Origin of the sequence: Actinomycetospora sp. NBC_00405 (assembly GCF_036044095.1) — a bacterium.
In the GTDB taxonomy this organism is placed as follows: Bacteria; Actinomycetota; Actinomycetes; order Mycobacteriales; family Pseudonocardiaceae; genus Actinomycetospora; species Actinomycetospora callitridis.
Map to the genome: position 1 here is coordinate 1,902,368 of NZ_CP107938.1, position 24,726 is coordinate 1,927,093.

Below are 24,726 nucleotides of genomic sequence, written 5' to 3' on the forward strand. Positions count from 1 at the left end.
AAGAACCCGTTCGGCCTACTGTCGTCGAGGTGACGGCGCCCACCACCCACCCCGAGACGTTCCGGCGCGCGGTGGAGTCCCTCGCCGATCTCCGGACGCGTCCCGAGATCGAGCTGCGGACGATGCGGCCCCCGCAGCGCCTGGCGCCGTACTCGGCGGCCTGGAGCGCCGAGGTCCTCGCGGGCCCGCCCGCGCCGGGCGTGGGCGAGGTGGACGACTCCGAGGTCGTCGTCACCGGGCGCCTCGTGCTCCTGCACGACCCCGAGGGCCAGGACGCCTGGGACGGCACGCTGCGCGTGGTGACCTTCGTGCGCGCCGAACTCGACCCCGAGCACGCCGGCGACCCGATGCTGCCCGAGGTCGCGTGGTCGTGGCTCACGGGCGCCCTCGAGGACTCCGGGGCGGCGTGGACCGCATTGGGCGGCACGGTGACCCAGACGGCCTCGGTGCGCTTCGGCGACATCAGCGGCCCGAGCCACGCCACCGATCTCGAGCTGCGGGCGTCCTGGACGCCCACCGAGGACGTCCTCACGGCGCACGGCGATGCGTTCGCAGGTGTCCTCGCCATCGCCGCGGGACTTCCGCCGGAGGGCGTGACGACACTCGGTACGCGTCGCGCCGGACGATCCGGCTGACATTTTTCCGGTACTACCGGTATCGCTTCCGCAATTTCAGCAACCCCTTGCAGGTCATCGCACGTTCGCGATGAGATGCACAGGCAGGCGTCCGATCAGCCCGAACCCGCTCCACCCGTCACGCGCCGACGTTGGGTCGTTGGTTGCAGCCGCTCTGTGCCGGTCGGCGCTACTCAGCACTCTCCGTAGCGGCAGTTACACGCAGTGTTACGTAGAGACGATTCCGTGTCGTCTGTCCACTCCAAAGGGTGACCGCGGCCGCGTAACGCACGAAACTCCACCGAGCGAAGTTGGCCCTGATGCTCTCGTTAACTCGCCCGGGGGGATATCTTCTCTCGCACGCACTTCCTCGTCCGATCGGCGGCGCGGTCGATGGTTCGGGGGCCCGGTGCGGAATGTCGGGGGGCAAGACCGACTTCTAGGAGGTACTCGACGTGGCAACCGTGGGCCCAGGCATGGCCCTTCGCGGCGTCGCAAGCGGCTTGTTGCCGCCGGCCATGGTCCCGCATCCGCGGGAAGAGATGTTCTCTGTCCTGGTGGTCGACGACCACCCGTTGCTGCGCGAGGCGATCGCACAGCGGCTCTCCTCGATGGGCGCGGGCACCGTCCACGAGGCGGCCTCGATCTCCGAGGCCCGCACCCGAGCACTGGCCAGCGGGCCGTGCGATCTCGCGATCCTGGATCTCGGCCTGCCGGACGGCAGTGGCCTGGACCTGATCGCCGAGCTCCGCGCGCAGGGCTGGAACCGTGTCGTGGTGCTGGCGGCCTCCGACGACCCGTCGGCGGTGCGTGCGGCCTTCCAGGCCGGCGCCCAGGCCTACCTGCTCAAGTCGGCGTCTCCCGGCGTCGTCACCGATGGCGTGCGGCGAGTGCTCGAGGGCGGCCTCTACGCCGACCCCTCGGTCGCCCCGCTGCTCGCGGCGGGCACGCGTGTGCCGGCCACGGACAACACCCCGCGGGAGCTGTCGGCCCGTGAGGTCGAGGTGCTCCAGCTGGTCGCCGACGGACGATCCAACAAGGAGATCGGCGACGCGCTGAGCCTCTCGGCGCTGACGGTCAAGAGCCACCTCTCCCGCATCGGGCGCAAGCTCGGGACGGGCGACCGGGCACAGATGGTCGCGCTGGCCATGCGGGCCGGCGTCATCCGCTGAGCGCGAGGGCACGGGGGTCGGCCCGCTCCTCCTCGGAGCGGCCGACCCCGGCCAGCCGGTCCACGGACCCCGCCGGGAACGCCGGTGGGGTCCGTGGCCTGGCTCCGGGAGACCGGGCCGGGCCCGACACGCCGTCGAGATCCACTGTTGTCCCTGCGCCGGGCGCCGGGAGCGGGCAGACTCCACCGTCCGTGACGGCCAACACTTCGCACAGCGAGCAGGCCGGGGCTCCGGGTCAGGCCGAGAACCGGGCCGAGCCCGCCGAGGACACGGCCGTCGACCTGCTCGAACCGGCCGAGGGCGTACCCCCACTCATCGAGGACGCCGCGGCGCTCCCGGACGCCGCCGCACGTCTGGCCGCGGGCAGCGGCCCCGTCGCGGTGGACGCCGAGCGGGCCTCGGGCTACCGCTACTCGGCCCGCGCCTACCTGGTGCAGCTGCGCCGCGAGGGCGCCGGCTCCTTCCTCGTCGACCCCATCGCGTGCGGCGGCGACCTCTCCGTGCTCGGCGACGCCCTGCGCGGCGTCGAGTGGGTGCTGCACGCCGCCTCCCAGGACCTCGCGTGCCTGGCCGAGGTCGGCATGCGCCCCGACTCCCTCTTCGACACCGAGCTCGCCGGGCGCCTCGTCGGTTATCCCCGCGTCGGGCTCGGTCCCCTCACCGAGCACCTGCTGGGCGTGCGGCTGCAGAAGGGCCACGGCGCCGCCGACTGGTCGCGCCGCCCGTTGCCCGACGACTGGCTGACCTACGCCGCCCTCGACGTCGAGCTGCTGATCGAGCTGCGCGACGCGGTGGCCGCCGACCTCGAGCGCCAGGACAAGACCGTCTGGGCCGAGCAGGAGTTCGAGGCCGTGCGCCTCGCCCCTCCCCCGCCGCCCCGCGCCGAGCCGTGGCGTCGCACCTCGGGGATGCACAAGGTGCGCCGGCCCGCGCAGCTCGCCGTCGTCCGCGAGCTCTGGGAGTCCCGCGACGAGCTCGCGGCCGCCCGCGACGTCGCCCCCGGCCGCCTGCTGCCGGACGCCGCGATCGTCGACGCCGCCCTGCGCGAGCCCGCGGGCCGCGAGGAGCTCATCGCGATGCCGGTGTTTCGCGGGCGGGCCCAGCGCCGCCTGGGCGATCGCTGGTGGTCGGCGATCGCCCGCGCCCGCGCGCTGGACCGCACGCAGTGGCCCGCGGCCGCCGCGCAGCCCGACGGCCCGCCGCCCGCGCACCGCTGGGGCGACAAGGACCCGGCCGCCGCCGCGCGCCTCGCCGCCGCCCGGGCCGCCCTCGCGGGGCTGTCCGAGCGCACCGGCACCCCGGTGGAGAACCTCGTGACGCCCGACCTCGTGCGCCGTCTGTGCTGGTCACCGCCCGAGCTCCCCGACGCTGCCGGCACCGCCGACGCCGGGACGGTGGCCGCGGCCCTCGCGGACCTGGGCGCACGGCCCTGGCAGGCGGAGCTCGCCGCTCCCCTGCTCGCCGAGGCCCTCAGGGCGCAGCCGGCCCCTGTCGACGAGCCGTCCTAGCTCAGGACGGCTGGTACGGCGGCGCCACGCCCCATCCCCACTGCGGGACGGGCGCCTGCTCGACGACGTCGGCGCCGTTCTGCGAGTTGGCCAGCGCGAGCCTGGTGCCCCACTCGACGTAGCCGACGAAGGCGGCGCGGAACTCGGGATCGTCGGGCAGGCCGGCGTCGTCGGCCGCCCGGCCCATCGTCTCGGCGAACCGTCGGCGCTGGTCGGGGGTGATGCCGAGCTCCCGGTGGTGCGCGAGCATCCGCTCGTACCCGCCGAGCGAGGTCGTGTAGGCCGCCGGCCCGCCGAACACCTCGGCCCACCAGAGGGTCACGTGCGCCCGGTGCTCCTCGGTGACCCCGCCCGGGAAGAGCGGGCTCAGCAGGTCGTCGCTCTCGACCCGGTCGTAGAACGCGTCGATGAGACGGCGGAACGCCTCGGTCCCGCCGGCCCACTCGTACAGCGTCGGTGTCATCGCAACAATGTAATCAGGCGCTCGTCCGGGAATCCAGCGGCAACGCCACGGTCACCGCGAGCCCGCCGCCCTCGACGGGCTCGGCGGACGCGCGTCCCCCGTGCGCGTGGGCCACGGCGCGCACGATCGACAGGCCCAGGCCGGTGCCGGTACCGGTGCGGCCGGCGCCGCGGCGGAAGGGCTCGAACAGCTCGGCCACGGTCTCCGGGGAGACCACGGGTCCCGACGACGCCACGGCGAGCACCGCGTGCCCGTCCTCGACCCCGGTGCGCAGGGTCAGCCAGCCCCCCTCGACGTTGTGGCGCACGCCGTTCTCGACGAGGTTCCCCGTGATGCGCCCGAGCAGGGCGGCGTCGCCGGCGACCCCCGCGAAGGCGAGGTCGGTCCGTATCTTCAGCCCCCGGTCGCGGGCCTCCGCGCGCACCGCGTCGAGCGCGATCGGGACGGTCTCGGCGAGGTCGACGGGCTCGGTCGGCACGGCGTCGGCGGCCTCGGTGCGCGCGAGCAGCAGGAGGCCGGCGACGAGGTGCTCGGCGCGTCGGGTGGCCTCGCGGATCACCTCGGCCATGCGCCGCAGCTCGGCGACGTCGGCCTCGGGGTCGGCGAGGGTCACGTCGACCTCGGTGCGCAGCACGGCGAGCGGGGTGCGCAGCTCGTGGCTCGCGTTCGCGACGAAGCGGCGCTGCGCCTCGAACGCCGCCTGCAGGCGGTCGAGCATCGCGTCGAAGGTGGCGGCCAGCTCGGCGACCTCGTCGCGGGGGCCGGTCAGCCCGATGCGGGCGTCGAGCGACTCCGCCGAGAGCCTGCGCGCGGCGGCGGTGACCTCGTGCAACGGGCGCAGGACCCGCCGGACCAGGACCCAGGACACCAGGGCCGCCGCGATCACGACCATCGCGAACGCGATCGACCCGACCCGCAGCACCTCGGTGCGGGCGGACTTCCCGAGCGCGTCGGCCAGCTCCCCGGCCGGCACGCGCACGCCGTCGACGGTGACGGGGGTGTCGGGCGGGAGCTGGGGAACACCCGCCGCGACCTCGCCGACGAGCATCCAGCCGAGCCACACCATCACCACGGCCACCACGGCGACGAGGCCGGTGGCGACCAGCGTCAGCCGGACCCGGAGCCCGGGTCCGCGGCGCAGGGCGGGCGAGGCGGCGGACACGGCCGTGACGCTACGGGGCGCCCGGAGGCGGCCCCGTGAAGGGCTGGAGCAGCCCTAGACCACCGCGGGCGACCCCGCCGGCACCCGGTAGCCCGAGCCGACGACGGTGTCGATGATCCCCGGCTCGCCGAGCTTCTTGCGCAGGGTCATCACCGTGACCCGCACCGTGGTGGTGAACGGGTCGGCGTTCTCGTCCCAGACCCGCTCGAGCAGCTCCTCGGAGCTGACCACCGCGCCGCCCGCGGCCATGAGCACCTCGAGCACCCCGAACTCCTTGCGGGTGAGCTCGAGCACCGAGCCGCGGCGGGTCACGGTGCGCTTCGCCGGGTCGAGCACGATGTCCGCGGAGCGCAGCACCGGCGGCACCGCGGGGGTGGCGCGCCTGCCGAGGGCGCGGACGCGCGCCACGAGCTCAGGGAAGTCGAAGGGCTTGGCGAGGTAGTCGTCCGCGCCGAGCGCGAGACCCTCCACCTTGTCCCGCAGCGCGCCGCTCGCCGTCAGCATGATGACGCGCGTGACGTCGCCGACGATCTCGGCGCACAGCTCGTCACCGGAACGTCCCGGCAGGTCGCGGTCGAGCACGACGACGTCGTAGCGCGTCACGCCGACCTTCTCGCTGCCCTCGTCGCCGTCGTACGCGACGTCGACCGCCATCCCCTCGCGGCGCAGGCCACGGGCCAGCGCGTCGGCCAGGGCCTGCTCGTCCTCCACGATCAGTACTCGCACATCTCCACGGTGCCACAGGTCTCCTGAGCAGCCCCTGAGAAAGCGGAGGCCGGGAACGAGCGGTCAGCGCGCGACGGTGTCCGCGTCCGGCACGAGCGTCGTGTCGCGCCCCGAGACCCACTCGGTGATCCGCCGGGCGACGTCGGCGTCGGTGAGCCCCGCGCCGGCGAGCACCTGGCCGCGCGAGGCGTGGGCGAGGAACTCCTGATCGAGGGCGAGCCGGTGCACGGGGACGTCCACCTCCGCCGAGGCGAGGGCGTCGGCGATCGCCGACCCGACGCCGCCGTGGCGTCCGCCGTCCTCGACGGTGACCACGAGACGGTGCTCGCCGGCCAGCGTCACGAGCGCCTCGGGCACGGGCTGCACCCAGCGCGGGTCGACGACGGTGACGCCGATCCCCTGCGCGGTCAGCCGCTCGGCCGCCTGCACCCCGAGCTCGCCGAACGCCCCGACGCACACGAGCAGGACGTCCGGCACGTCGGGCACGACGCTGTCGGGCAGGCGGTCCACCGCGGTGGGCCGCGGCGCGGCGCGCGACGGACGGCCGGGCTCGGCGAGGACGTCGACGCGCCCGGGCCCCTCGGCCGGGCCGAGCGTGCGCAGCGCGGGCACCGCGGCGGGCACCGCGCCCTTCGACCAGCGCAGGGCGGTCGGCCCGTCGTCGATGCCGACGGCCTCGCGCAGCTCCTCGCGCAGCGTCACCGCGTCCCGGGGCGCGGCGACCCGCAGGCCGGGCACGATCCCGAGGATCGAGAGGTCCCACATGCCGTTGTGGCTCGCGCCGTCGCTGCCGGTGACCCCGGCGCGGTCGAGCGTGATCGTCACGGGTGCGCGGTGCAGCGCGACGTCCATGAGCAGCTGGTCGAACGCGCGGTTGAGGAACGTCGAGTAGATCGCGACGACGGGGTGCAGGCCGCCCGCGGCGAGCCCGGCCGCCGAGGTCATCGCGTGCTGCTCGGCGATGCCGACGTCGAACAACCGCTCGGGGAAGGCCTCGCCGAAGGGCGTCAGGCCGGTGGGGCCCTGCATCGCCGCGGTGATCGCGACGACGTCGGAGCGCTCGCGCCCGAGCTCGAGCATCGACTCGGTGAAGACCGCGGTCCAGTCCCGGGGCTTCGGCCCGACCGGGACCCCGGTCTCGGGGTCGAGCGGCCCCGGGGAGTGCATGAGGTCGGCCTCGTCGGCCTCGGCGGGCGCGAACCCCCGGCCCTTCGCGGTCACGGCGTGCACGACGACCGGGCCGCCGAAGTCGCGGGCGACCCGCAGGGCGTGCTCCATGGCCTCGACGTCGTGGCCGTCGACGGGCCCGAGGTACTTCAGCCCGAGGTCGGCGAACAGCGGCTGCGGGCTCAGGGCGTCCTTCATCCCGGCCTTCGCGGCGTGCAGCGCCGAGTACAGCGTCGGGCCGACCAGCGGCAGGCCCTGCACGGCACGCTTGCCGTGCTCGAGGGCCTGCTCGTAGCGCGGCAGCAGCCGCAGCGCCGTCAGCTTGCGCGACAGCCCGCCGATCGTCGGCGAGTACGAGCGCCCGTTGTCGTTGACGACGATCACCACGGGCCGGTCGGGGGCCGCGGCGATGTTGTTCAGCGCCTCCCAGCACATCCCGCCGGTGAGGGCCCCGTCGCCGACGACGGCCACCACCGAGCGGTCGCGCCCGGTGAGCGCGTCGGCCTTCGCGAGGCCGTCCGCCCACGACAGCGCGGTGGAGGCGTGGGAGTTCTCCACCAGGTCGTGCTCGCTCTCGGTGCGGCTCGGGTAGCCCGAGAGCCCGCCGACCTGCCGCAGCCCGCCGAAGTCGCCCGCACGACCCGTGAGGATCTTGTGGACGTAGCTCTGGTGGCCCGTGTCGTAGATCAGCGCGTCCCGCGGGGAGTCGAAGACCCGGTGCAGGGCGAGGGTCAGCTCCACCACACCCAGGTTCGGCCCGAGGTGCCCGCCGGTGCGGCACACCCGGTCGACGAGGAACGCGCGGATCTCGGACGCGAGGGCGACGACCTCGTCCGCGTCGAGACCGCGCAGGTCCGCGGGGGTGCGGACACGGTCCATCAACGTCACGGGGTCACCTCTGCTCCGCCGGGGGTCAACGGCCCGCCCAGTCTACGGACGCGCGGACAGGGCGCAGTTCGCCCGAATCGTCGTCGACGGCGCGACCATCAGGTTCGCGGCCGCCGGGCGACGTAGACCACAGCCGGGGGGATGTTCGCCATCACCGTGCGGGTGACGACGACCTCCTCGAAGTGCGTCTCGAGGTTGCGCTGCACCTGCTTCGCGGCCGGGAAGAAGCGGATCCAGGCGTGGGCGAGCTGCGTCACCGCGCCGCCCGGGGCCGCGAGGCGGGCCAGCGGGCGGAAGATCGTGCGGTCCTTCGGGGACGTGACCGGCCACGGGAGCCCTGAGACGGTGAGGTCGGTGCGCACCCCCTCGGCCAGCAGGCGCTCGACGACGGCGTTCGCGTCGTCACAGATCACCTCGACCTTGGGGTGGCGCTCCTGCAGGACGGCGGCCATGCGGGGGTTGAACTCCACCGCGATGTGCCGGCCGCGCCCGCCCAGGCGCTCCTGGATCACGTCGGTGACCTGGCCGGTCCCGGCGCCGAGGTCGAGCACCACCGGGTCGCCGGTCTCGGGCAGCGGCGCCGCGGCCTGGCGGCAGAGGGGGCCGAGGCTGGGGAACAGCGCGGCGACGTTGAACGGGTCGCGCAGGAACTCGCGGGCGAACGCCTGGATCTCGGTCACGCCTGATCTCCTTCACGAGGGCTCGTCGGCCCCTGGATCCGGGGGTGGGGACGAGCTGGGTCTGGCTGGGCCGGCCTCGGGTTAGACCAGCGGGTCCGCAGGCTCCGCGGTGGTGTCCACGAGCGCCGCGCCCGCGGCGACGACCGAGGCGAGGAGCGCGCGGGCCACCTCGCCGACCATCGCGTCGTCGGGCGAGAACTCGGGGTGGTGCAGGCCGGGGCCCTCGCCCGGGGTGGACCCGGCCGGGGTCGTGCCCACGAACAGCATCAACGACGGCAGCACATCACCGTAGTGCGAGAAGTCGTCCGCGCCGCAGGACCGGAACGTGGTGTCGAGCACCAGGCCGGTCGGCTCCCCCGCGCCGGCCGCGTCCCCGTGCCCGTTGCCCTGACCCCTCCCGTGGCCGCCGGCATGGTCCTCGCGACGGCGCCCGCCGAGCGACGCCGCGACCGTGCGGGCCAGCGCGTCCTCGTTGACCACGGCCGGCTCGTTGGGCACCACGGTGAGCGTGGCGGTGCACCCGTAGGCCGTGGCCGTGCCCTCCACGACGTCGCGGACCGCGGCGAGCATCTCGTCCCGGTCGGCGTCGAGGGCCCGGACGGTGCCGCGTGCCGACGCCGTCTCGGGGATGATGTTGGGCGCCGAGCCCGCGGTCATCTGCCCGATGGTGATCACACCGGCGGCCATCGGGTCGACGCGCCGGGACACGATGTGGTGCACGCCGGCGACGATCTCGGCGAGGGCGAGCACGGGGTCGCGCGTGCGGTGGGGGTAGCCGCCGTGCCCGCCGCGCCCGTGCACCTCGATCTCGATCTCGTCGGCCGAGGCGTTCACCGGGCCGCCGCGCACCGAGACCGTGCCGCGCGGAAGCTCGGGCTGGACGTGCACGCCGAGCACCGCCCCCACCCGGTGGGCGACGAAGGCGGGGTCGGCGGCCACGTCCGCGGCACCGGACGGGGCCTTCTCCTCGCGCGGCTGGAAGACCGCGAGCAGCGGCGCGGGGAGCGCGTCGGCGCCCGCTCGTCCGATCGCCCGCGCCACGGCGACCAGCGCCGCGACGTGCACGTCGTGCCCGCACACGTGGGCGGCGGCGCCGGTGGCGCTGAACGGCAGGCCGGTGCGCTCCACGACGGGAAGGGCGTCGAGCTCGGCGCGCACCGCCACCGCCGGCGTCCCGCTGTCGGCCGGGGGGCCGAGGCGCAGCATCGCCCCGGTGTCGGCCACCGGGTCGGGGGTGCGCCCGTCCGGCACGACGTCCGCGAGCGCGCCGAGCACGAGGTCGCGGCTGTCGGCCTCGTCCCCGGACAGGCGGGGGTCGCGGTGCAGCGCGTGCCGCAGCGCCACGGCCGCGTCGAGCTCGTCCTCGAGCGCGGCGTGCAGCGCCGGGGCGACGCGGGGCGGGGTCGCGGGCTGCGGGGTCGCGGGCTGCGGCGTCGTGGGCTGCGGCGCCGTGGGCTGGGGGGCCGCGGGCTGGGGCCGACTCACGCCGGCATCCGCCCGTAGACCCGGCGCGCGTTGTCGGTCCCGATCATGGTGGCCACCCGTTCGGCATCGGCGGGCGCGAGCTCGTCCGTCGCGCAGAGGTGCTCCAATAGACCACCCAGCGCCGAACGGAAACGCAGCGCCCCCAGCAGGTGCAGCTCGGGCAGGCCGAACGCGTCCGAGGAGTAGAGGACCTTCCCGAAGGGCGCGAGCTCGAGCAGCTCGCCGACCACGGTGGCGGCGCGGGGGCCGACGTAGGGCACGGCCAGGCCGACGTCGACGTGCACGCCGGTGAACACCTGGGCGAGCCACGCCGCCTCCCGGTGGTACGGGTAGCAGTGCAGCAGCATCAGCGGCACGCCCAGCGGCTCGACGAGGCGGGCCAGCCCGACGAGCAGCGCCGGGTTGGCGCGGTGCAGGTCCTCGTCCCGGTCGCCGAACCCCGTGTGCATCTGCAGCGGCAGCCCGGTGTCCAGGCCGGTCCAGAGGCCGTGGCGCAGCAGCACGGGGTCGCGCAGGGGCTCACCGGTCTCGGCGCGACGCCGCAGCCACCCGTCGGCCGCCTTCTTCACCTCCGCGGCCTCCGGGCGGGTCGGGTCGACGTCGAGGCCCGCCCGGTACGCCAGCACGCTCTTGGTGGCGACGGGCGTCGGCACGGCCCCGGGGTCGGTGCGGGCGGCGACGGCGTCGCGCACGGCGTCGCCGTAGCCGGCCGCGTCGACGCCCGCGTCCGCCACGGCCTCGGCCACCGCCTCGAGCCGGACCACCTCGCCCACCGCCGCGCCGGCCGCCGCACCGAGGGCCGACGGGGCGAGCAGGCCGCCGGCCGCGAAGCCGTGGTCGACGAAGACCGCGCCCACCCCGGCCCCGCCGAGGAACCGGCGGGTCACCTCCTCGGGCCCGAGCTCGGCGCGGCGGGCGAGGTAGTCGTCGGGGTCCGCGTGGGCGGGCAGGTCGAGCGCAGGCGCGCACCAGCGGCGCACCGAGAACCCCAGCGCCGAGTCGAAGCCGCTCGTGCCCGGGGCCGGCGCGGCGCCCTCGGTGAGCAGCGCCTCGAAGCCCGCCCGGTCCAGCGGACCGTCGACGACGCTGTGGCAGTGGTGGTCGATCATCCGGACCCCGTCCAGGAAGCTGACCGGCCCCGCCGGCACCAGGCCCGCGCTGACCAGGCTTCCGCTCAGGCTCCCGCTCACCGGTGACTCCCTCGACGCCGCCGGTCCCTGTCTACCGGAGTACGTCACATCCGGCGCACGGTTGCGACGCACTCGACGTGATGGGTCATCGGGAATGCGTCGAATGCACGCAGCGTGTCCAACCGGTAGCCGTGCTCGCCCATCGCGGCGACGTCGCGGGCGAGCGCCGCCGGGTCGCAGGCGACGAGGACGATCCGCTCGGCGCCCTGCTCGGCGAGCCGGCCGGCCAGGCCGCGGCCCAGTCCCTTGCGCGGCGGGTCGGCGACGATCACCGCGGGCGGCCCGGGCAGCCCGTCCAGCACCTTCTCCACCCGTCCCCGCACCACCTGCACCGCCGGCAGGTCGGCGAGGCACCGCCCCGCCGCCGCGGTCGCCGCGGGGTCGCTCTCGACGAGCACCACCCGACCCTCCGGCCCGACGCGCCCGGCCAGCGGGGCCGCGATGAGCCCGGCGCCGCCGTAGAGGTCCCAGGTGCACGCGCCCGGCGCGACGTCGCCGACGCCCTCGAGCACCGCGCCGACCACCGCGTCGGCAGCGTGCGGGTGGACCTGCCAGAACGCCTCCGCGGGCAGCTCCCACTCGCGGCCGGCGGCCTGCTCGTGGGCGGTGCCGCTGCCCAGTGCGGGGTGCCGGACGCCCTCGAACAGCTCGGCGGCGTGCACCTCGCCCGCGGCGTCCCGGACGATCTCGACCTCCGCGGTCGGCGTCCACTCCCGCTCCAGCACGGGCAGGAGCGCCCCCGGCGCGGCGATCGGGCAGTCGCCGACCGGCAGCACCTCGTGGCTGCGGTGCGCCCGCAGTCCCGGCCGCCCGTCGTCGGTGACGGCCATCCGCATCCGGGTGCGCCAGTCCAGGGGCCCGCCGGGCAGCTCCTCGACGGTGACCTCGCGCTCGATCCCGGCCAGGCGGGAGAGCTGCTCGGCGACGACGACGGCCTTGAGGTCACGCTGGAGGGCCGGCTCGGCGTGCTGCCAGTCGCAACCACCGCAGCCGCCGGGCCCCGCCCACGGGCAGGGCGGCTCGACGCGCTGCGGCGACGCCACGAGCACCGCGACCGCGTCGGCGCGGCAGAACGAGCCGCCGGCGTCCTCGGTGACCGCCGCCCGCACCCGCTCGCCGGGCAGCGCGTGGCGCACGAAGACCACCCGGCCCTCGTGGCGTGCGACGCAGTGGCCGCCGTGCGCGACCGCCCCGACGTCGAGCTCGAGCAGCTGGTCGGTCCAGTCGGTGACGGCCGGCTCGGCGGCCCCCTCGGCGGGCGCGCTCATCGCGGCCGCGCCGGAGTCTCGTCGCGCCCGCCGGCGGTGCGCCGGGACGGCGAGCGCCCGGCCGTCGCGGGGCTCGGCGGCGGCGGCGGGGCGGCGTCGGCCGGTACCGCGGGCCCGCCGGCACCGGGCGGGGGCTCGTAGCCGCGGCGCGCCGATCCCGGCGCGCCGGGGGGACGGCGGGCCGCCGCCCGCTTCGACGACTCGAGCTGCCACGGCACGCTGACCACCATCACCCCGGGTTGGAAGAGCAGGCGGCCCTTGAGCCGCAGGGCGCTCTGGTTGTGGAGCAGCTGCTCCCACCAGCGCCCGAGCACGTACTCGGGGATGAAGACGGTGACCACGTCCCGTGGGTTGTCGGTCCGGATGCGCTTGACGTACTGCAGGATCGGCTTGGTGATCTCGCGGTAGGGCGACTCGACGACCTTGAGCGGCACCGGGATGTCGCGGCGCTCCCACTGCGCGACCAGCATCCGCGTGTCGCCGTCGTCGACGTTGACCGTCAGCGCCTCGAGCACGTCCGGGCGGGTGGCGCGGGCGTAGGCCACCGCCCGCAGCGTCGGCATGTGCAGCTGCGAGACGAGCACGATCGCGTGGTTGCGGCTGGGCAGCGTGCTGGTCATCACGTCCGGGGCGGCGATCTCCTCGGAGATCCGGTCGTAGTGGCGACGGATCGACAGCATCAGGAGGAACGCGAGGAGCCCGGCCACGATGGCGATCCACGCGCCCACCACGAACTTCGTCACCAGCACGACGAGCAGCACCGTGCCGGTCATCGCCGTGCCGAAGCCCGAGACCCAGCGGGAGCGCCGGAGACGGGAGCGCTCGGTCGCGTCCGTCTCGGTGCCCAGCAGGCGCGTCCAGTGCCGCACCATGCCGGTCTGGCTCAGGGTGAACGAGACGAAGACGCCGACGGTGTAGAGCGGGATCAGCGCGGTGACCTCGGCACCGAAGCCCACCACCAGCACGACGGCGAAGAAGGCCAGGAACAGGATGCCGTTGGAGAACGCCAGCCGGTCGCCGCGGGTGTGCAGCTGGCGGGGCAGGTAGCGGTCCTGCGCGAGGATCGAGCCGAGCACCGGGAAGCCGTTGAACGCGGTGTTGGCGGCGAGCACGAGGATCAGCGCGGTGAAGATCGTGACGGCCCAGAAGCCGGGCGGGAAGCCGTCGAAGACCGTCCGCGCGAGCTGCGCGACCAGCGTCTCCTGCCGGTAGTCGGCCGGGGCGCCGACGAGCTGGTCGCCCGGCCGCTCGGCCATGACCACGCCCGACGCGCGGGCCAGGGCGATCATCCCGGAGAACAGGAAGACCGCGATCAGCCCGAGCAGCGCCAGCGTGGTCGCGGCGTTGCGCGACTTGGGCTTGCGGAACGCCGGCACCCCGTTGCTGATGGCCTCGACGCCGGTCAGGGCCGCGCAGCCCTGGGTGAACGAGCGCAGGACGAGGAAGACGAGCGCCAGCTGGGTGAGGTCGTCGGTGGAGTCGCCGCCGCCCTCGGGGAGCACCCCGAACCCGGCGCTCGGGGCGACCAGGGCGTCGCCGGAGGCCAGCCGCAGGGCACCGACGACGATCATGCCGACCATGCAGACGATGAAGCAGTAGGTCGGGATCGCGAACGTCGCGCCCGACTCCCGGACGCCGCGGAGGTTGATCGCGGTGAGGACGACGATGGCCGCCACCGCGAAGAGCACCTTGTGGTCGCCGACGAACGGCACGAGCGCGCCGAGGTTGTCCGCGGCCGACGACACCGACACGGCCACCGTGAGCGTGTAGTCGACGAGCAGGGCGCTGGCCACGGTCAGCCCGGCGTACTTGCCGAGGTTCACCGTCGCGATCTCGTAGTCCCCGCCACCGGACGGATAGGCGTGGACGTTCTGGCGGTAGCTCACGATGACCGTGCCGAGCACGATGATCACCGCCGCGCCCACCCAGGGCGAGAGCGCGTAGGCGCCCAGCCCGGCCAGCGACAGGGTGATCAGCACCTCCTGCGGCGCGTAGGCCACCGACGACAGCGCGTCGGAGGCGAACACGGGCAGGGCGACCCGCTTGCGCAACAGCGTGCCCTGCAGCTCGTCGCTGCGGAACGGCAGGCCGAGCAGCAGGCGCTTGGTCGCCGTGGCGAGCTTGGACACGTGGCGAGCGTAGGCGCGTACACACCGAGCAGCGCATCGGTGGGTACGCCGTCCGGGGAGATACGGTGCGCACCGCCCGTCCGGGGAGGTTCCGGCGCGGCCGAGCGAGGATCGGGAGGCGGCGTGCACATCGTCGTGATGGGCTGCGGGCGCGTGGGGTCCTCCCTCGCGCTGGCCCTGGAGCGGCTGGGCCACGACGTGGCCGTGGTCGACCGCGACGCCCAGGCGTTCCGCCGCCTCGGCAGCGACTTCCACGGCCAGGAGGTCGTGGGCACCGGCTTCGACCGCGAGACGCTGACGGCCGCGGGAATCCACCGCGCCGAGGCCTTCGCCGCGGTCTCCTCCGGGGACAACTCGAACATCATCGCCGCGCGCGTGGCCCGCGAGACCTTCGGCGTCTCCCACGTCGTCGCCCGCATCTACGACGCCAAGCGCGCCGCGGTCTACGAGCGCCTCGGCATCCCCACCGTCGCCACGGTGCCGTGGACCACCGACCGCTTCCTGCGGATGCTGCTGCCCGACGGCGTGGCCACGGCCTGGCGCGACCCGTCGGGCACCGTCGCGATCATGCAGGTGCACTTCCACGAGGACTGGGCCGGCCGGCCGGTCACCGAGCTCGAGGAGGCCACGGGCAGCCGCGTGGCCTTCATCGTCCGGTTCGGCACCGGCGTGCTCACCACCCCGGAGACGGTCCTGCAGGCGGAGGATGTCGTGTACACGGCCGCGGTCAGCGGCACGGTCGCCGCGGTCACCGCCGCGGCGGCGGCGTCGCCGGAGAGGGGCGAGGCGTGACGATGCCGGGGAGGAACGACCGATGCGTGTGACCGTGGCCGGGGCCGGGGCGGTCGGTCGTTCCATCGCCGCCGAGCTCGTCGAGGCCGAGCACGAGGTGATGCTCATCGAGCGCGACCTCACCCACGTCGAGCCCGAGGCGGTCCCGCAGGCCGAGTGGGTGCACGCCGACGCCTGCGAGCTCGCCTCCCTCGAGGAGGCCCGCGTGCAGGGCTGCGACGTCGTCATCGCGGCGACCGGCGACGACAAGGTCAACCTCGTCGTCTCCCTGCTCGCGAAGACCGAGTTCGCGGTGCGCCGCGTCGTGGCCCGCGTGAACGACCCGCGCAACGAGTGGCTGTTCACCGACGCCTGGGGCGTCGACGTGGCCGTGTCCACCCCGCGCATGCTCGCGGCGATGGTCGAGGAGGCCGTGTCCGTCGGCGACCTCGTGCGCCTGATGACGCTGCGTCAGGGCACCGCGAACCTCGTCGAGGTCACCCTGCCGCCCAACACCCCGCTGGCCGGGCGCGCCGTGCGCGAGGTGCCCCTGCCCCGCGAGGCCGCCCTCGTCGCGATCCTGCGCGGCGGCCGCGTGATCGTGCCCCAGCCCGACGACCCGATCGAGCCGGGCGACGAGCTGATGTTCGTCGCCGCCGAGGACCTCGAGGAGGAGATCCAGCGCGTCCTCAAGGGCGAGCCGCAGGCGAGCTAGCGGGCCCGACGGGAGTGGGGCCGGGTCTCGGGTCGTGACCGGCCGTCGGTGTGGGCCCGACGGCTGCGCCGGACCGCCCACACCGTGACCGCGGCGGCGACGGCGGCCAGCGGCACGCCCATCGCGATGCGGACCCAGCCCAGCCAGGTGTCGGCGTAGACGGAGTCGTAGAGCCAGCGCTGGACGACGAAGCGCGCACCGAACACGACGACCCAGGCCAGCGACGCGATGTCGAACGCGCGGCGCACCGCGACGTCCCGGCGCCACGCCTGGCCCTCGCCGTTGACGAGGTGCCAGATGACCCCGACCAGCGGCCGCCGAACGATCACCGACAGCAGGAAGACGCCGCCGTAGACCAGGCTCGTCCAGATGCCGAGCAGGAAGAAGCCCCTGGCCTCGCCCGTGCGCCAGGCGACGAACGCGCAGACCGCGACGCCGAGCAGGCCGGACAGGGCGGGCTGGACCGCCTCGCCGCGCGTGAGCCGCCAGCCGGCCACCAGGAGCGCGGACGCGACCGCCGCGACGATCGACGCGACGAGGTTGCCGGCGACGGCCTGCGCGACGACGAACACGACCACCGGGACGCCGGAGGCCACGATCCCCGACATCCCGCCCATCTGGTCGAGCAGCGTGGGGTTGCGGGGCGCGGGGGCGTCGTCCGCATCCGGCTCCGGGTCGTCGCGGGCCCCGTCGCGGGCCCCGTCCCGCACCACCGGCGTGCCCAGGGCCTCGGTCTCCGGCTCCTCGCGGCGCGGGGCACCGGGTTCACCGCCGAGGCCGCGCACGGGCCCCGTGGGCGGGTCGATCGGCTCGACCGGGCCGGCGGGGTCGGACGCCGGGCCGGGATCGGAGGAGCGCGTCTCGGGTCGGATGGCGGTCTCCCGGAGGACGGCGGACGGCCCCGGGCGGGGCGTCCCGCACCGGCCGGCGGCCGGTGGGGCCACGGTACTCAGTGCGTCCGCTGGAGCTCGTAGTACGGGTTGTAGATGACCTTCCGCCCGTCGCGGACGGCCACCCGCCCGCTGGCGCGCACGGTGCGACCCGGCTCGATGCCCGGGATCCGGCGGCGTCCCAGCCACACGAGGGTGACGCCGTCGGTGCCGTCGAAGAGCTCGGCCTCGAGCGTGGCCACCGAGCCGCGCGGACAGATCTCCACCGAGCGCAGGCGGCCCTTGACGGTCACCGCCTCACCCGTGCTCGAGTCGCACGCACGGTTGCACCCGGACCGGACGGCCTCGGCGGACAGGTCGTCCGCGTCGAGGTCGCCGACGTCGGAGGTGAGCCGACGGACCATGCGTCGCAGGAATCCGCTCTCGGCGCTCATGACCGCTCCTGTGCCGTCACCGCGGACGTCGCCTCGATCGGGCGCCGTCGGCCGCGGACTGCTCCCGAGAATAGTCCTGTCGTGTGCGATCGGTCGCCCGTGTCCTGCAGCTCACGACCTGCTCAGCTGCGGCCCGGCGAGGTGCCCGCCCCGGGCCGCTGCGGCAGCATCATCGGGATCACCGGACCCTCGGGCCGGGTGATCTGCCGGGGCTTCGTGGGCATCGACTCGACCAGCGAGTCGGCGAACTCCTCCGGCACGTCCTCGGGCACGTCGAGCGGCAGCAGCGAGCGCACCGGCAGCGCGTCCGACGAGCGGACGACGACCGTGCCGCGGAGCATCTCGCGCAGGAGTCCGTGCAGCTTGAGGGCGTGCTCGACCGGCCCGGTGCCGACGCCGCGCAGCATCCACCGGGGTCCCTCGACGCCGATGACCCGGGCCACGGTGGTGCCGTTGCGGGCCACCAGCTCGCGACCCCACTCCCCGCGGTCGCGCCGGATCGTCGCGCCCTCCTTCTGGAGCTGGGCGGCGAGCTCCTCGACCAGCTCGGGCCAGAGGCCCCCGGTGCGCGGCGCGGCGAAGGCGCTGACCGTCAGCCGGCCCTCGGGGACCATCGCGTGCACCGCCCGCAGCGGGCCGGAGGGGTCGGGCTCGGCCTTGAGACGGGCCCCCCGCGGCACGGGCAGCTGCACCGAGCCGAGGTCCAGACGCAGCCGACCGTCGCGCGGCGCCTCCTCGGCGTCCCACGGGCCCTGTCGCTGGTGGTGACGGCGCCCCGCGGGGTCGGCGGCGACGCCGACCTGGGCCACCCGCCCCGCGCGCTGCCGGTGACGCCCACCCCGCACGTCCTCGCTCACCGCTGGTCTCCTTCCGTACGACGTCCCCCGCCGGCGGCCCCGGTCGATCCGAAGCCGCCCTCCCCCCGGGCCGACGGCGCGTGCGCGGCCAGGGCCTCGACGTCGTCGACGCCCTCGAGGACCCGGAACACCGTCTCCTCCACCCGCTGGATGACGAGCTGGGCGACGCGGTCGCCGCGCCGCAGGCTCACCGTGCGGGCCGGGTCGTGGTTGACCAGGCACACCTTGACCTCGCCGCGGTACCCGGCGTCGATCGTGCCGGGCGCGTTGAGCAGCCCGATGCCCTCGCGGACGGCGAGCCCCGAGCGGGGCATCACGAAGGCCGCGTAGCCCTCGGGGAGCACCAGCGCGATCCCGGTGCCCACGAGGGCGCGCTCGCCGGGAGCGAGGGTCACGTCGTGGGCGGCTGCGAGATCCGTGCCGGCGTCACCGGGACGGGCCTGCGCCGGCACGGGGAGCCCGGGATCGAGGCGGACGAGGTCGACCTGCACCACGGCGCGCGAGACTACTCTGGGTGCCGTGAGCTCCCCACGGCCCTCACCGGGATCCGACGCGGGCCCCGGAGACGGGGCCGACCACGACGAGCGCCTGACGGTGCCGTGGTGGTGGTGGCCGCCGGCGCTGCTGATCGCGGTGCTCCTGGCGGCCGAGCTGCACATGGGCTATCCCGGCGTGCGCTCCTGGCTGCCCTACGTGCTCCTGCTGCCGCTCGCGGTGGCCGTGCTGATCTGGCTGGGCCGCGTGCGTGTCGGGGTCGGCACGCCGTCGGGAGGGGCTGACCGGGCCGTGCGCGAGCTGCGCGCCGGTGAGGCCCATCTCCCGGTGTCGCTGGTCGGACGGGTCGACGTCGTCACCGGCGAGGCCAAGCGGGAGGCACTCGGCCCCCAGCTCGACCCGCAGGCGTTCGTCCTGCACCGTCCCTGGGTGGGGCCCGTCGTCCGGATCGAGGTGCTCGACCCGGACGACCCCACCCCCTACTGGGTCATCTCCACCCGTCGTCCGGAGCACCTGATCGCGGCGCTCCGGTGATCAAGCTGCGCAATCGCGGCAGATGAAGAGGCCTCCTCGCTGGTCGGCGAGGCGGCTGCGGTGATGGACGAGGAAACAGCTTCCACAGGTGAACTCGTCAGCCTGCTTGGGCAGTACGCGGACCGTCAGTTCCTCGCCGGAGAGGTCGGCCCCGGGGAGCTCGAAGCTCTCTGCGGTGTCGGTCTCGTCGACGTCGACGGCGGCGGACTGCGCTTCGTTGCGCCGGGCCTTGAGCTCCTCGAGGGAGTCCTCACCCATCTCGTCGGTCTCGTTGCGGCGCGGGGCGTCGTAGTCGGTCGCCATGCGGTTTCCCACCCTCGGTCTTGCCCGGTTGCTGCCGGAGGTATCTCTGTCGTGCGGCAGCACAACGCGGGAGGACGGCCGTTTGTGCCGGACCGGGAAAGTGACCCGGCTCTCACCGGGTGACCCGGCGCGGACGAACGCGACGTCCGCGCAGAGGCTGCGGAGCGGCGGGAGGGTAACCCACGCGACCCCGCCCGGTCAGCCGACCCCGGTGTCAGCGGCGCGGCGGAACGGACACGACCCGGCAACCCGCAGGTCACGGGCCCCTCGCCACCGACCACCACCGGCCCCGCCACGCCGGGCCGCGGCCGGGGTCGGTCGCGGACGGGGACCACTACTCTGGCCCCGACGCGGCGGGCCGAGGTCTCCCGCCGCGGTCGGGGCGGGAAGGGGCGTCGGTGGTCGGCACGTTCAAGGCGGGGACGTCACGCGTCCGCGACGTCTACCGTCGGCGCAACATGGTGCCGGCCACGGTGCTGGTGGCCGTGCTCGCGGTGGCGAGCATCGTCACCTGGACCATCGTGTTCACCAACTCCACGGCGGGCTCGGTGACGTCCTGCAACGCGTCGCCGGTGGCGGGCGCGGGCGCGCCGCAGGCGTCCGACGCGTTGGACGACCAGCAGGCCGCCGCGCCCGGCGACGTGCGCGTGAAGGTCCTCAACGGCGCCGGGCAGCGCGGGCAGGCCCAGCTGGCGGCCGCCGAGCTCGGCGAGCTCGGCATCGCCGAGGCGGCCCCGCCCGACAACGACCCCTTCTACCCCGCGCAGGATCTCTCCTGCGTCGGGCAGATCCGCTACGGGCCCGAGGGCGCCTCCGCGGCGCGCACGCTGAGCCTCGTGGTGCCGTGCGCCGAGCTCGTGTCCGACGGCCGCACCGGCAGCGAGGTCGACCTGGCGCTCGGCGACGACTTCCGCGACATCTCGCCCGGGCAGCCCGTCACCGAGGCCCTGGGGGCGCTGGGCCGCCAGACGGCCACCGACGGCTCGGGCGCCCCGGCCCCGACGCCCGACGACGCCACGCTGACCGCCCTGCGCACGGTCGACTGCAGCTCCTAGATCCCGCCGGCGCCCTCGGCGACGAGCAGGGCCACGAGCGCCGCCGTGATCCCGGGCGGGGCGGCGAGCGTCGCCTCGGCGCCCAGACCGTCGCTGTCGGCACCGGGCAGGCGCACGACCGCCCCGGCCTCCTCGGCGATCAGCGACCCGGCCGCGACGTCCCAGGGCTGCAGGCCGTGCTCGTAGAAACCGTCGAGCCACCCCGCGGCCACCGCGCAGAGGTCGAGCGAGGCGCAGCCGGTGCGACGCACGTCCCCGATCGACGTCGCGATCCGGGCGAGCACCGCCGCCTGGCGACCGCGGCGCACCGGGTCGTAGTTCAGACCCGTCCCGACCACGCCGAGGCGCAGGTCCTCCAGGCCCGAGGCCCGCAGCGGGACGTCGTCGCGGAAGGCGCCGTGACCGCGCGCCGCGCGCCACACGCGCCCCGAGACCGGTTCCACCACCGCGCCGGCGACGACGACCCCGTCCACCTCGGCCCCGATCGAGACCGAGAACCAGGGCAGGCCGTGGGTGTAGTTCACGGTGCCGTCGATGGGGTCGACGATCCAGCGGACCTGGCCCGGGGCCGGCGTGCCGCTGGTGCCGCCCTCCTCGCCGAGCACGAGGTCGTCGGGCCGGGCGGCGGCCAGGCGCTCGCGGACCAGGGCCTCGCAGGCCCGGTCGCCCTCGGTGACGACGTCGGTGGCCGAGCTCTTCGTGTCCAGCCGGCCGGGGTCGGCGACGGCCCGCTCGCGCACCGTGAGGGCCAGGGCGGCGGTCTCGCGGGCGATCGTCACGGCGAGACCCTCGAGCACCTCCTCGTGCAGCGGGGAGTCCATGAGGAGCATCCGACCACACGCAGGTGGCGGCCCGGCGACGCCCGGACCACGGGCCGGGGCGCCCGTGCGGACGCTCGGAATCGATACCGTGACCGGCCGCGACGAGGACTCGTCCGTCGTCGGACCTGTGAGGTGCGACGGACTCGCCCGACGCTCGTTACAATGGATGGTGAGCCGAGGCGGTACACCCGGGGGACGGGGACCTTGGCGTACCCCTCCCCCTTCCGGGTGGCCCTCCGGCGGCCCGGCCCGTCGATCCCACCGCCGTGCAGCCGTTCGTCACGAAAGGTCGTCTGTGGCAGCCGCAAAGTCCGCAACCCGACGCCGCGTCTCCGACGCCGCCGACCCCGCCGAGGCCCCTGCGGGCCCGGTCGGTGTGGTCGCGGCTCCCGAGGATGCGGAGGCGCCCGCGACGGCCCCTGCGAAGAAGGCCACCCGCTCCGCCAAGGGCACCAAGAAGGCCGCCCCGGCCAAGGGCAAGGGCGCGGCGAAGGCCGACGCCCCCGAGGGGGCGGAGGACGCCGACGGCGCCGCCGACGAGCCCGAGGGCGCCGACCTCGAGGGCCTGGAGGGCACCGAGCTCGAGGCCGCCGCCTCGGAGCTCACCGAGGACGTCGTCGTGCTCGGTGCCGAGGTCGTCGAGGCCACCGAGGTCGAGACCGAGGAGCCCACCGAGGAGGACAAGAAGTCCGGCGACTTCGTCTGGGACGAGGAGGAGTCCGAGGCGCTGCGCCAGGCGCGCAAGGACGCCGAGCTCACCGCCTCGGCCGACTCGGTCCGCGCCTACCTCAAGCAGATCGGCAAGGTCGCCCTCCTCAACGCCGAGGAGGAGGTCGAGCTCGCCAAGCGCATCGAGGCCGGCCTCTACGCCTCCGAGCGGCTGCGCAAGGTCGCCGAGGCCCAGCAGGAGCTCGCGACGCAGATGCGGCGCGACCTGCGGTGGATCGTCCGCGACGGCGAGCGCGCCAAGTCCCACCTGCTCGAGGCCAACCTCCGCCTCGTCGTCTCGCTGGCCAAGCGCTACACCGGCCGCGGCATGGCGTTCCTGGACCTGATCCAGGAGGGCAACCTCGGCCTCATCCGCGCGGTCGAGAAGTTCGACTACACCAAGGGCTACAAGTTCTCGACCTACGCGACGTGGTGGATCCGCCAGGCCATCACCCGCGCGATGGCCGACCAGGCGCGCACCATCCGCATCCCGGTGCACATGGTCGAGGTCATCAACAAGCTCGGCCGCATACAGCGTGAGCTGCTCCAGGACCTCGGGCGCGAGCCCACTCCTGAAGAGCTGGCCAAGGAAATGGACATCACCCCGGACAAGGTGCTGGAGATCCAGCAGTACGCCCGGGAGCCCATCTCGCTCGACCAGACGATCGGCGACGAGGGCGACTCGCAGCTCGGTGACTTCATCGAGGACAGCGAGGCCGTGGTGGCCGTCGACGCGGTGTCCTTCACGCTGCTGCAGGACCAGCTGCAGTCGGTCCTCGCGACGCTCTCCGAGCGCGAGGCCGGCGTGGTGCGTCTGCGCTTCGGCCTCACCGACGGCCAGCCGCGCACCCTCGACGAGATCGGCCAGGTCTACGGCGTGACGCGCGAGCGCATCCGTCAGATCGAGTCGAAGACGATGTCGAAGCTGCGCCACCCGTCGCGCTCGCAGGTCCTGCGCGACTACCTGGACTAGACGCTCACGACGACGGCCCCCGAGCTCCGGCCCGGGGGCCGTCGTCGTGTCCGGGGAGATCGTCCGCACGATGGCGATCTCGGGGCCGTCCGGTCGATGGCCGCGCAGGGGCCGGGTTCCTAGACTCCCGGTCGTGACCATGAGCCCGGCATCGGGCGGCGTTCGTCGCTCCCCCCAGGGCGGGCTGGCCGAAGTCCTCGACCTGATCCTCGACAAAGGCCTGGTCATCGACGTCTTCGCCAAGATCTCGCTCGTGGGCATCGAGATCGTCACGATCGACGCCCGCATCGTCGTGGCCAGCGTCGACACCTACCTGCGCTTCGCCGAGGCCACCAACCGGCTCGACCTGCACGCGAAGGGCGGGAAGGGCCTCGACGAGCTGCCGAGGTCGATGACCGAGGGCGTCACCCACGGCGCCGCGAAGGGGATCACCAAGGGCGTCCTCGACGCCGGCCAGGAGAAGTGGCGGGAGTTCCGCGGGAAGCGCTGAGCCCTCCGCGGGCGCCCGGCCGCGGCTGGGATGCTGGCGGCGTGCATCCCGATCCCGCCGCCGACGGCCTGCCCGCCCCCGATCCCGCCGAGGTCCACCGCCGCTCGGTGGCCCTGATCCAGGGCATGGACGCGAACGACATCCAGGCGGTCGGCGGCCTCCTCGGCGAACTGGCCGGGCCCGAGGAGTTCGCCGCGCAGGTCATCAGCCTCGCGAGCCTCGCCCGCCTGCTGCTCGACCAGCGCGACGACACGGCCCCGGGGTCCGACGACGCGCGGGCCGCCGTGCTGCACGAGCTGGCCGGCGTCCTCACCGCCGCCGAGGGCGGCTGATCCCCACCGGGTGACGCCGCGCGGCGTCGGGCAGGATCGGGGGGTGAGTGCCGCGAGGGATCTGCCGCCGGAGCCGAGGACGCAGCATCCGGAGGAGCACACCGACGGGGGACCTCGTCCGTCAGCCCCGGGTGACGAGCCGACCGTCGCCGAGGACGCCGCGCTGGCCCGGGAGCTCGCCGAGGCCACGGGCGAGCTGCTGATGACGTTGCGCGACGACACCTCGACGGGCCGGGAGCGGGAGTACCGCGGCGACGCCGAGGCGCACGACTACCTGATCGGCGCGCTCGCCCGCCACCGGCCCGAGGACGCGGTCCTCTCCGAGGAGGGCACCCAGGACCCCGCGCCGCGCCGCGGGGCGCACCGGCTCTGGATCGTCGACCCGCTGGACGGCTCGAGCGGCTACGGCCGCGGCGGGGACGAGTGGGGGGTGCACGTCGCGCTCGTGGTCGACGGCACGCTCGTCGCCGGCGCGGTCTCCCTGCCCGCGCGCGGCGAGCTCGCCGACTCCGCCACCGTCCGGCCGCTGCCCGACACCCCCGTCGACCCCGAGGCCGGCCTGTCGGTCACCGTCAGCCGCTCACGGCCCCCGATGGAGCTGCGCCGGCTCGCGGCCGCATTCCCCGTGCGGACCGTCGCGATGTCCGCGGCGGGCGTGAAGACCCTGGCCGTGGTCGACGGCCTCGTCGACGCCTACCTGCACTCGGGCGGGCAGTACGAGTGGGACAACGCGGCGCCCGCCGCGGTCGCCGAGGGCGCGGGCGTGCGCGTCACCCGCCTCGACGGCTCGCCGCTGCCCTTCGGCGCCGACGACCCGTACTCCCCCGACCTGCTCATCGCCCGCCCGGCCGCGCACGAGGCGATCCTGGACGTCCTGCTCGGCCGGTAGCGGTCGG

General features: G+C 75.0%; 25 protein-coding genes and 1 pseudogene. 11 read left to right on the forward strand and 15 right to left on the reverse strand.

Features of this window, described 5'->3' with window-relative positions; genetic code table 11:
- Positions 1-29 precede the first annotated feature (29 nt).
- The 3 genes from OG774_RS09405 (at position 30) to OG774_RS09415 (ending at position 3,294) form a co-directional block, all read left to right on the forward strand.
- Positions 30-635, forward strand: a complete 606-nt coding sequence (locus OG774_RS09405; protein WP_328308822.1) for a DUF3000 domain-containing protein — start codon at positions 30-32, stop codon at positions 633-635.
- Positions 636-1,069: 434 nt separating this feature from the next.
- Complete coding sequence (locus tag OG774_RS09410; RefSeq protein WP_378014962.1) at positions 1,070-1,786, forward strand: response regulator; 717 nt, start codon at positions 1,070-1,072, stop codon at positions 1,784-1,786.
- Between the two features lie 281 nt (positions 1,787-2,067).
- Positions 2,068-3,294, forward strand: coding sequence for an HRDC domain-containing protein (locus tag OG774_RS09415; protein ID WP_328310859.1), 1,227 nt, complete (start codon positions 2,068-2,070; stop codon positions 3,292-3,294).
- A 1-nt stretch (position 3,295) separates the two neighbouring features.
- On the opposite strand, the gene OG774_RS09420 is transcribed toward OG774_RS09415, so the two are convergent.
- From OG774_RS09420 to OG774_RS09460, 9 genes are all read right to left on the reverse strand, one after another.
- The gene (locus OG774_RS09420) at positions 3,296-3,757 is read right to left on the reverse strand and encodes a group II truncated hemoglobin (RefSeq protein WP_328308825.1); all 462 of its coding nucleotides are present in this window, start codon (positions 3,755-3,757) and stop codon (positions 3,296-3,298) included.
- Between the two features lie 13 nt (positions 3,758-3,770).
- On the reverse strand, positions 3,771-4,919 hold the full coding sequence (locus OG774_RS09425; RefSeq protein WP_328308826.1) for a sensor histidine kinase: 1,149 nt from the start codon (positions 4,917-4,919) through the stop codon (positions 3,771-3,773).
- A gap of 54 nt (positions 4,920-4,973) precedes the next feature.
- Positions 4,974-5,645 carry a response regulator transcription factor gene (locus OG774_RS09430; RefSeq protein ID WP_328308828.1) on the reverse strand — a complete coding sequence of 224 codons (672 nt, stop codon included), beginning with the start codon at positions 5,643-5,645 and terminating at the stop codon, positions 4,974-4,976.
- Positions 5,646-5,708: 63 nt separating this feature from the next.
- Positions 5,709-7,700: a 1-deoxy-D-xylulose-5-phosphate synthase gene (dxs, locus tag OG774_RS09435; RefSeq protein WP_328308830.1), complete on the reverse strand. Its 1,992-nt coding sequence runs from the start codon at positions 7,698-7,700 to the stop codon at positions 5,709-5,711.
- Positions 7,701-7,798: 98 nt separating this feature from the next.
- Entirely contained in the window at positions 7,799-8,380 is a 582-nt protein-coding gene (locus OG774_RS09440) for a class I SAM-dependent methyltransferase (protein ID WP_328308832.1), read from the reverse strand.
- 81 nt (positions 8,381-8,461) lie between these two features.
- On the reverse strand, positions 8,462-9,865 hold the full coding sequence (locus OG774_RS09445; protein ID WP_328308834.1) for a M20 metallopeptidase family protein: 1,404 nt from the start codon (positions 9,863-9,865) through the stop codon (positions 8,462-8,464).
- Positions 9,862-11,055 carry an amidohydrolase family protein gene (locus OG774_RS09450; protein ID WP_328308836.1) on the reverse strand — a complete coding sequence of 398 codons (1,194 nt, stop codon included), beginning with the start codon at positions 11,053-11,055 and terminating at the stop codon, positions 9,862-9,864. Before OG774_RS09450 ends, OG774_RS09445 begins: the two co-directional genes overlap by 4 nt.
- A gap of 44 nt (positions 11,056-11,099) precedes the next feature.
- Positions 11,100-12,323 (reverse strand): class I SAM-dependent RNA methyltransferase, encoded by a 1,224-nt coding sequence (locus OG774_RS09455; protein WP_328308838.1) that lies wholly within the window; start codon positions 12,321-12,323, stop codon positions 11,100-11,102.
- Complete coding sequence (locus tag OG774_RS09460; RefSeq protein WP_328308840.1) at positions 12,320-14,452, reverse strand: APC family permease; 2,133 nt, start codon at positions 14,450-14,452, stop codon at positions 12,320-12,322. Before OG774_RS09460 ends, OG774_RS09455 begins: the two co-directional genes overlap by 4 nt.
- A gap of 123 nt (positions 14,453-14,575) precedes the next feature.
- On the opposite strand from OG774_RS09460, the gene OG774_RS09465 reads away from it, so the two are divergent.
- Both OG774_RS09465 and OG774_RS09470 read left to right on the forward strand, forming a co-directional pair.
- Positions 14,576-15,244, forward strand: coding sequence for a potassium channel family protein (locus tag OG774_RS09465; RefSeq protein WP_328308842.1), 669 nt, complete (start codon positions 14,576-14,578; stop codon positions 15,242-15,244).
- Positions 15,245-15,266: 22 nt separating this feature from the next.
- On the forward strand, positions 15,267-15,938 hold the full coding sequence (locus OG774_RS09470) for a potassium channel family protein (RefSeq protein ID WP_328308844.1): 672 nt from the start codon (positions 15,267-15,269) through the stop codon (positions 15,936-15,938).
- Here the strand turns inward: OG774_RS09470 and OG774_RS09475 are convergent.
- The 4 genes from OG774_RS09475 to dut form a co-directional block, all read right to left on the reverse strand.
- Entirely contained in the window at positions 15,935-16,882 is a 948-nt protein-coding gene (locus OG774_RS09475) for a DUF3159 domain-containing protein (protein ID WP_328308846.1), read from the reverse strand. The genes OG774_RS09470 and OG774_RS09475 overlap by 4 nt on opposite strands.
- Before the next feature lie 5 nt (positions 16,883-16,887).
- Positions 16,888-17,262 (reverse strand): OB-fold nucleic acid binding domain-containing protein, encoded by a 375-nt coding sequence (locus OG774_RS09480; RefSeq protein WP_274189274.1) that lies wholly within the window; start codon positions 17,260-17,262, stop codon positions 16,888-16,890.
- Positions 17,263-17,384: 122 nt separating this feature from the next.
- Positions 17,385-18,119 (reverse strand): DUF3710 domain-containing protein, encoded by a 735-nt coding sequence (locus tag OG774_RS09485; protein WP_274193612.1) that lies wholly within the window; start codon positions 18,117-18,119, stop codon positions 17,385-17,387.
- A complete protein-coding gene (gene dut / locus OG774_RS09490) occupies positions 18,116-18,613 on the reverse strand; it encodes a dUTP diphosphatase (RefSeq protein WP_328308849.1) in 498 nt (165 codons plus the stop codon). Before dut ends, OG774_RS09485 begins: the two co-directional genes overlap by 4 nt.
- A gap of 25 nt (positions 18,614-18,638) precedes the next feature.
- Here dut and OG774_RS09495 point away from each other — a divergent pair, with 25 nt between their 5' ends.
- Positions 18,639-19,148 carry a DUF3093 domain-containing protein gene (locus tag OG774_RS09495; RefSeq protein ID WP_328308851.1) on the forward strand — a complete coding sequence of 170 codons (510 nt, stop codon included), beginning with the start codon at positions 18,639-18,641 and terminating at the stop codon, positions 19,146-19,148.
- Here OG774_RS09495 and OG774_RS09500 read toward each other — a convergent pair whose 3' ends face one another.
- Positions 19,149-19,451: a DUF4193 domain-containing protein gene (locus tag OG774_RS09500; RefSeq protein WP_133825164.1), complete on the reverse strand. Its 303-nt coding sequence runs from the start codon at positions 19,449-19,451 to the stop codon at positions 19,149-19,151.
- Positions 19,452-19,849: 398 nt separating this feature from the next.
- Between OG774_RS09500 and cei the strand changes: the two genes are divergently transcribed.
- Complete coding sequence (cei, locus tag OG774_RS09505) at positions 19,850-20,506, forward strand: envelope integrity protein Cei (protein ID WP_328308856.1); 657 nt, start codon at positions 19,850-19,852, stop codon at positions 20,504-20,506.
- On the opposite strand, the gene OG774_RS09510 is transcribed toward cei, so the two are convergent.
- Positions 20,503-21,327, reverse strand: a complete 825-nt coding sequence (locus tag OG774_RS09510) for an inositol monophosphatase family protein (protein WP_328308858.1) — start codon at positions 21,325-21,327, stop codon at positions 20,503-20,505. The two genes, cei and OG774_RS09510, sit on opposite strands and share 4 nt — an antisense overlap.
- 277 nt (positions 21,328-21,604) lie before the next feature.
- Between OG774_RS09510 and OG774_RS09515 the strand changes: the two are divergent.
- From OG774_RS09515 to OG774_RS09530, 4 genes and pseudogenes are all read left to right on the forward strand, one after another.
- Positions 21,605-23,008 (forward strand): annotated as a pseudogene (locus OG774_RS09515) (RNA polymerase sigma factor); the annotation flags it as partial.
- Positions 23,009-23,147: 139 nt separating this feature from the next.
- A complete protein-coding gene (gene gvpJ, locus OG774_RS09520; RefSeq protein ID WP_328310861.1) occupies positions 23,148-23,498 on the forward strand; it encodes a gas vesicle protein GvpJ in 351 nt (116 codons plus the stop codon).
- A 41-nt stretch (positions 23,499-23,539) separates the two neighbouring features.
- Positions 23,540-23,830, forward strand: coding sequence for a hypothetical protein (locus OG774_RS09525; RefSeq protein WP_328308860.1), 291 nt, complete (start codon positions 23,540-23,542; stop codon positions 23,828-23,830).
- Positions 23,831-23,873: 43 nt separating this feature from the next.
- Positions 23,874-24,719: an inositol monophosphatase family protein gene (locus OG774_RS09530; RefSeq protein ID WP_328308862.1), complete on the forward strand. Its 846-nt coding sequence runs from the start codon at positions 23,874-23,876 to the stop codon at positions 24,717-24,719.
- The last annotated feature ends 7 nt before the right edge of the window (positions 24,720-24,726 follow it).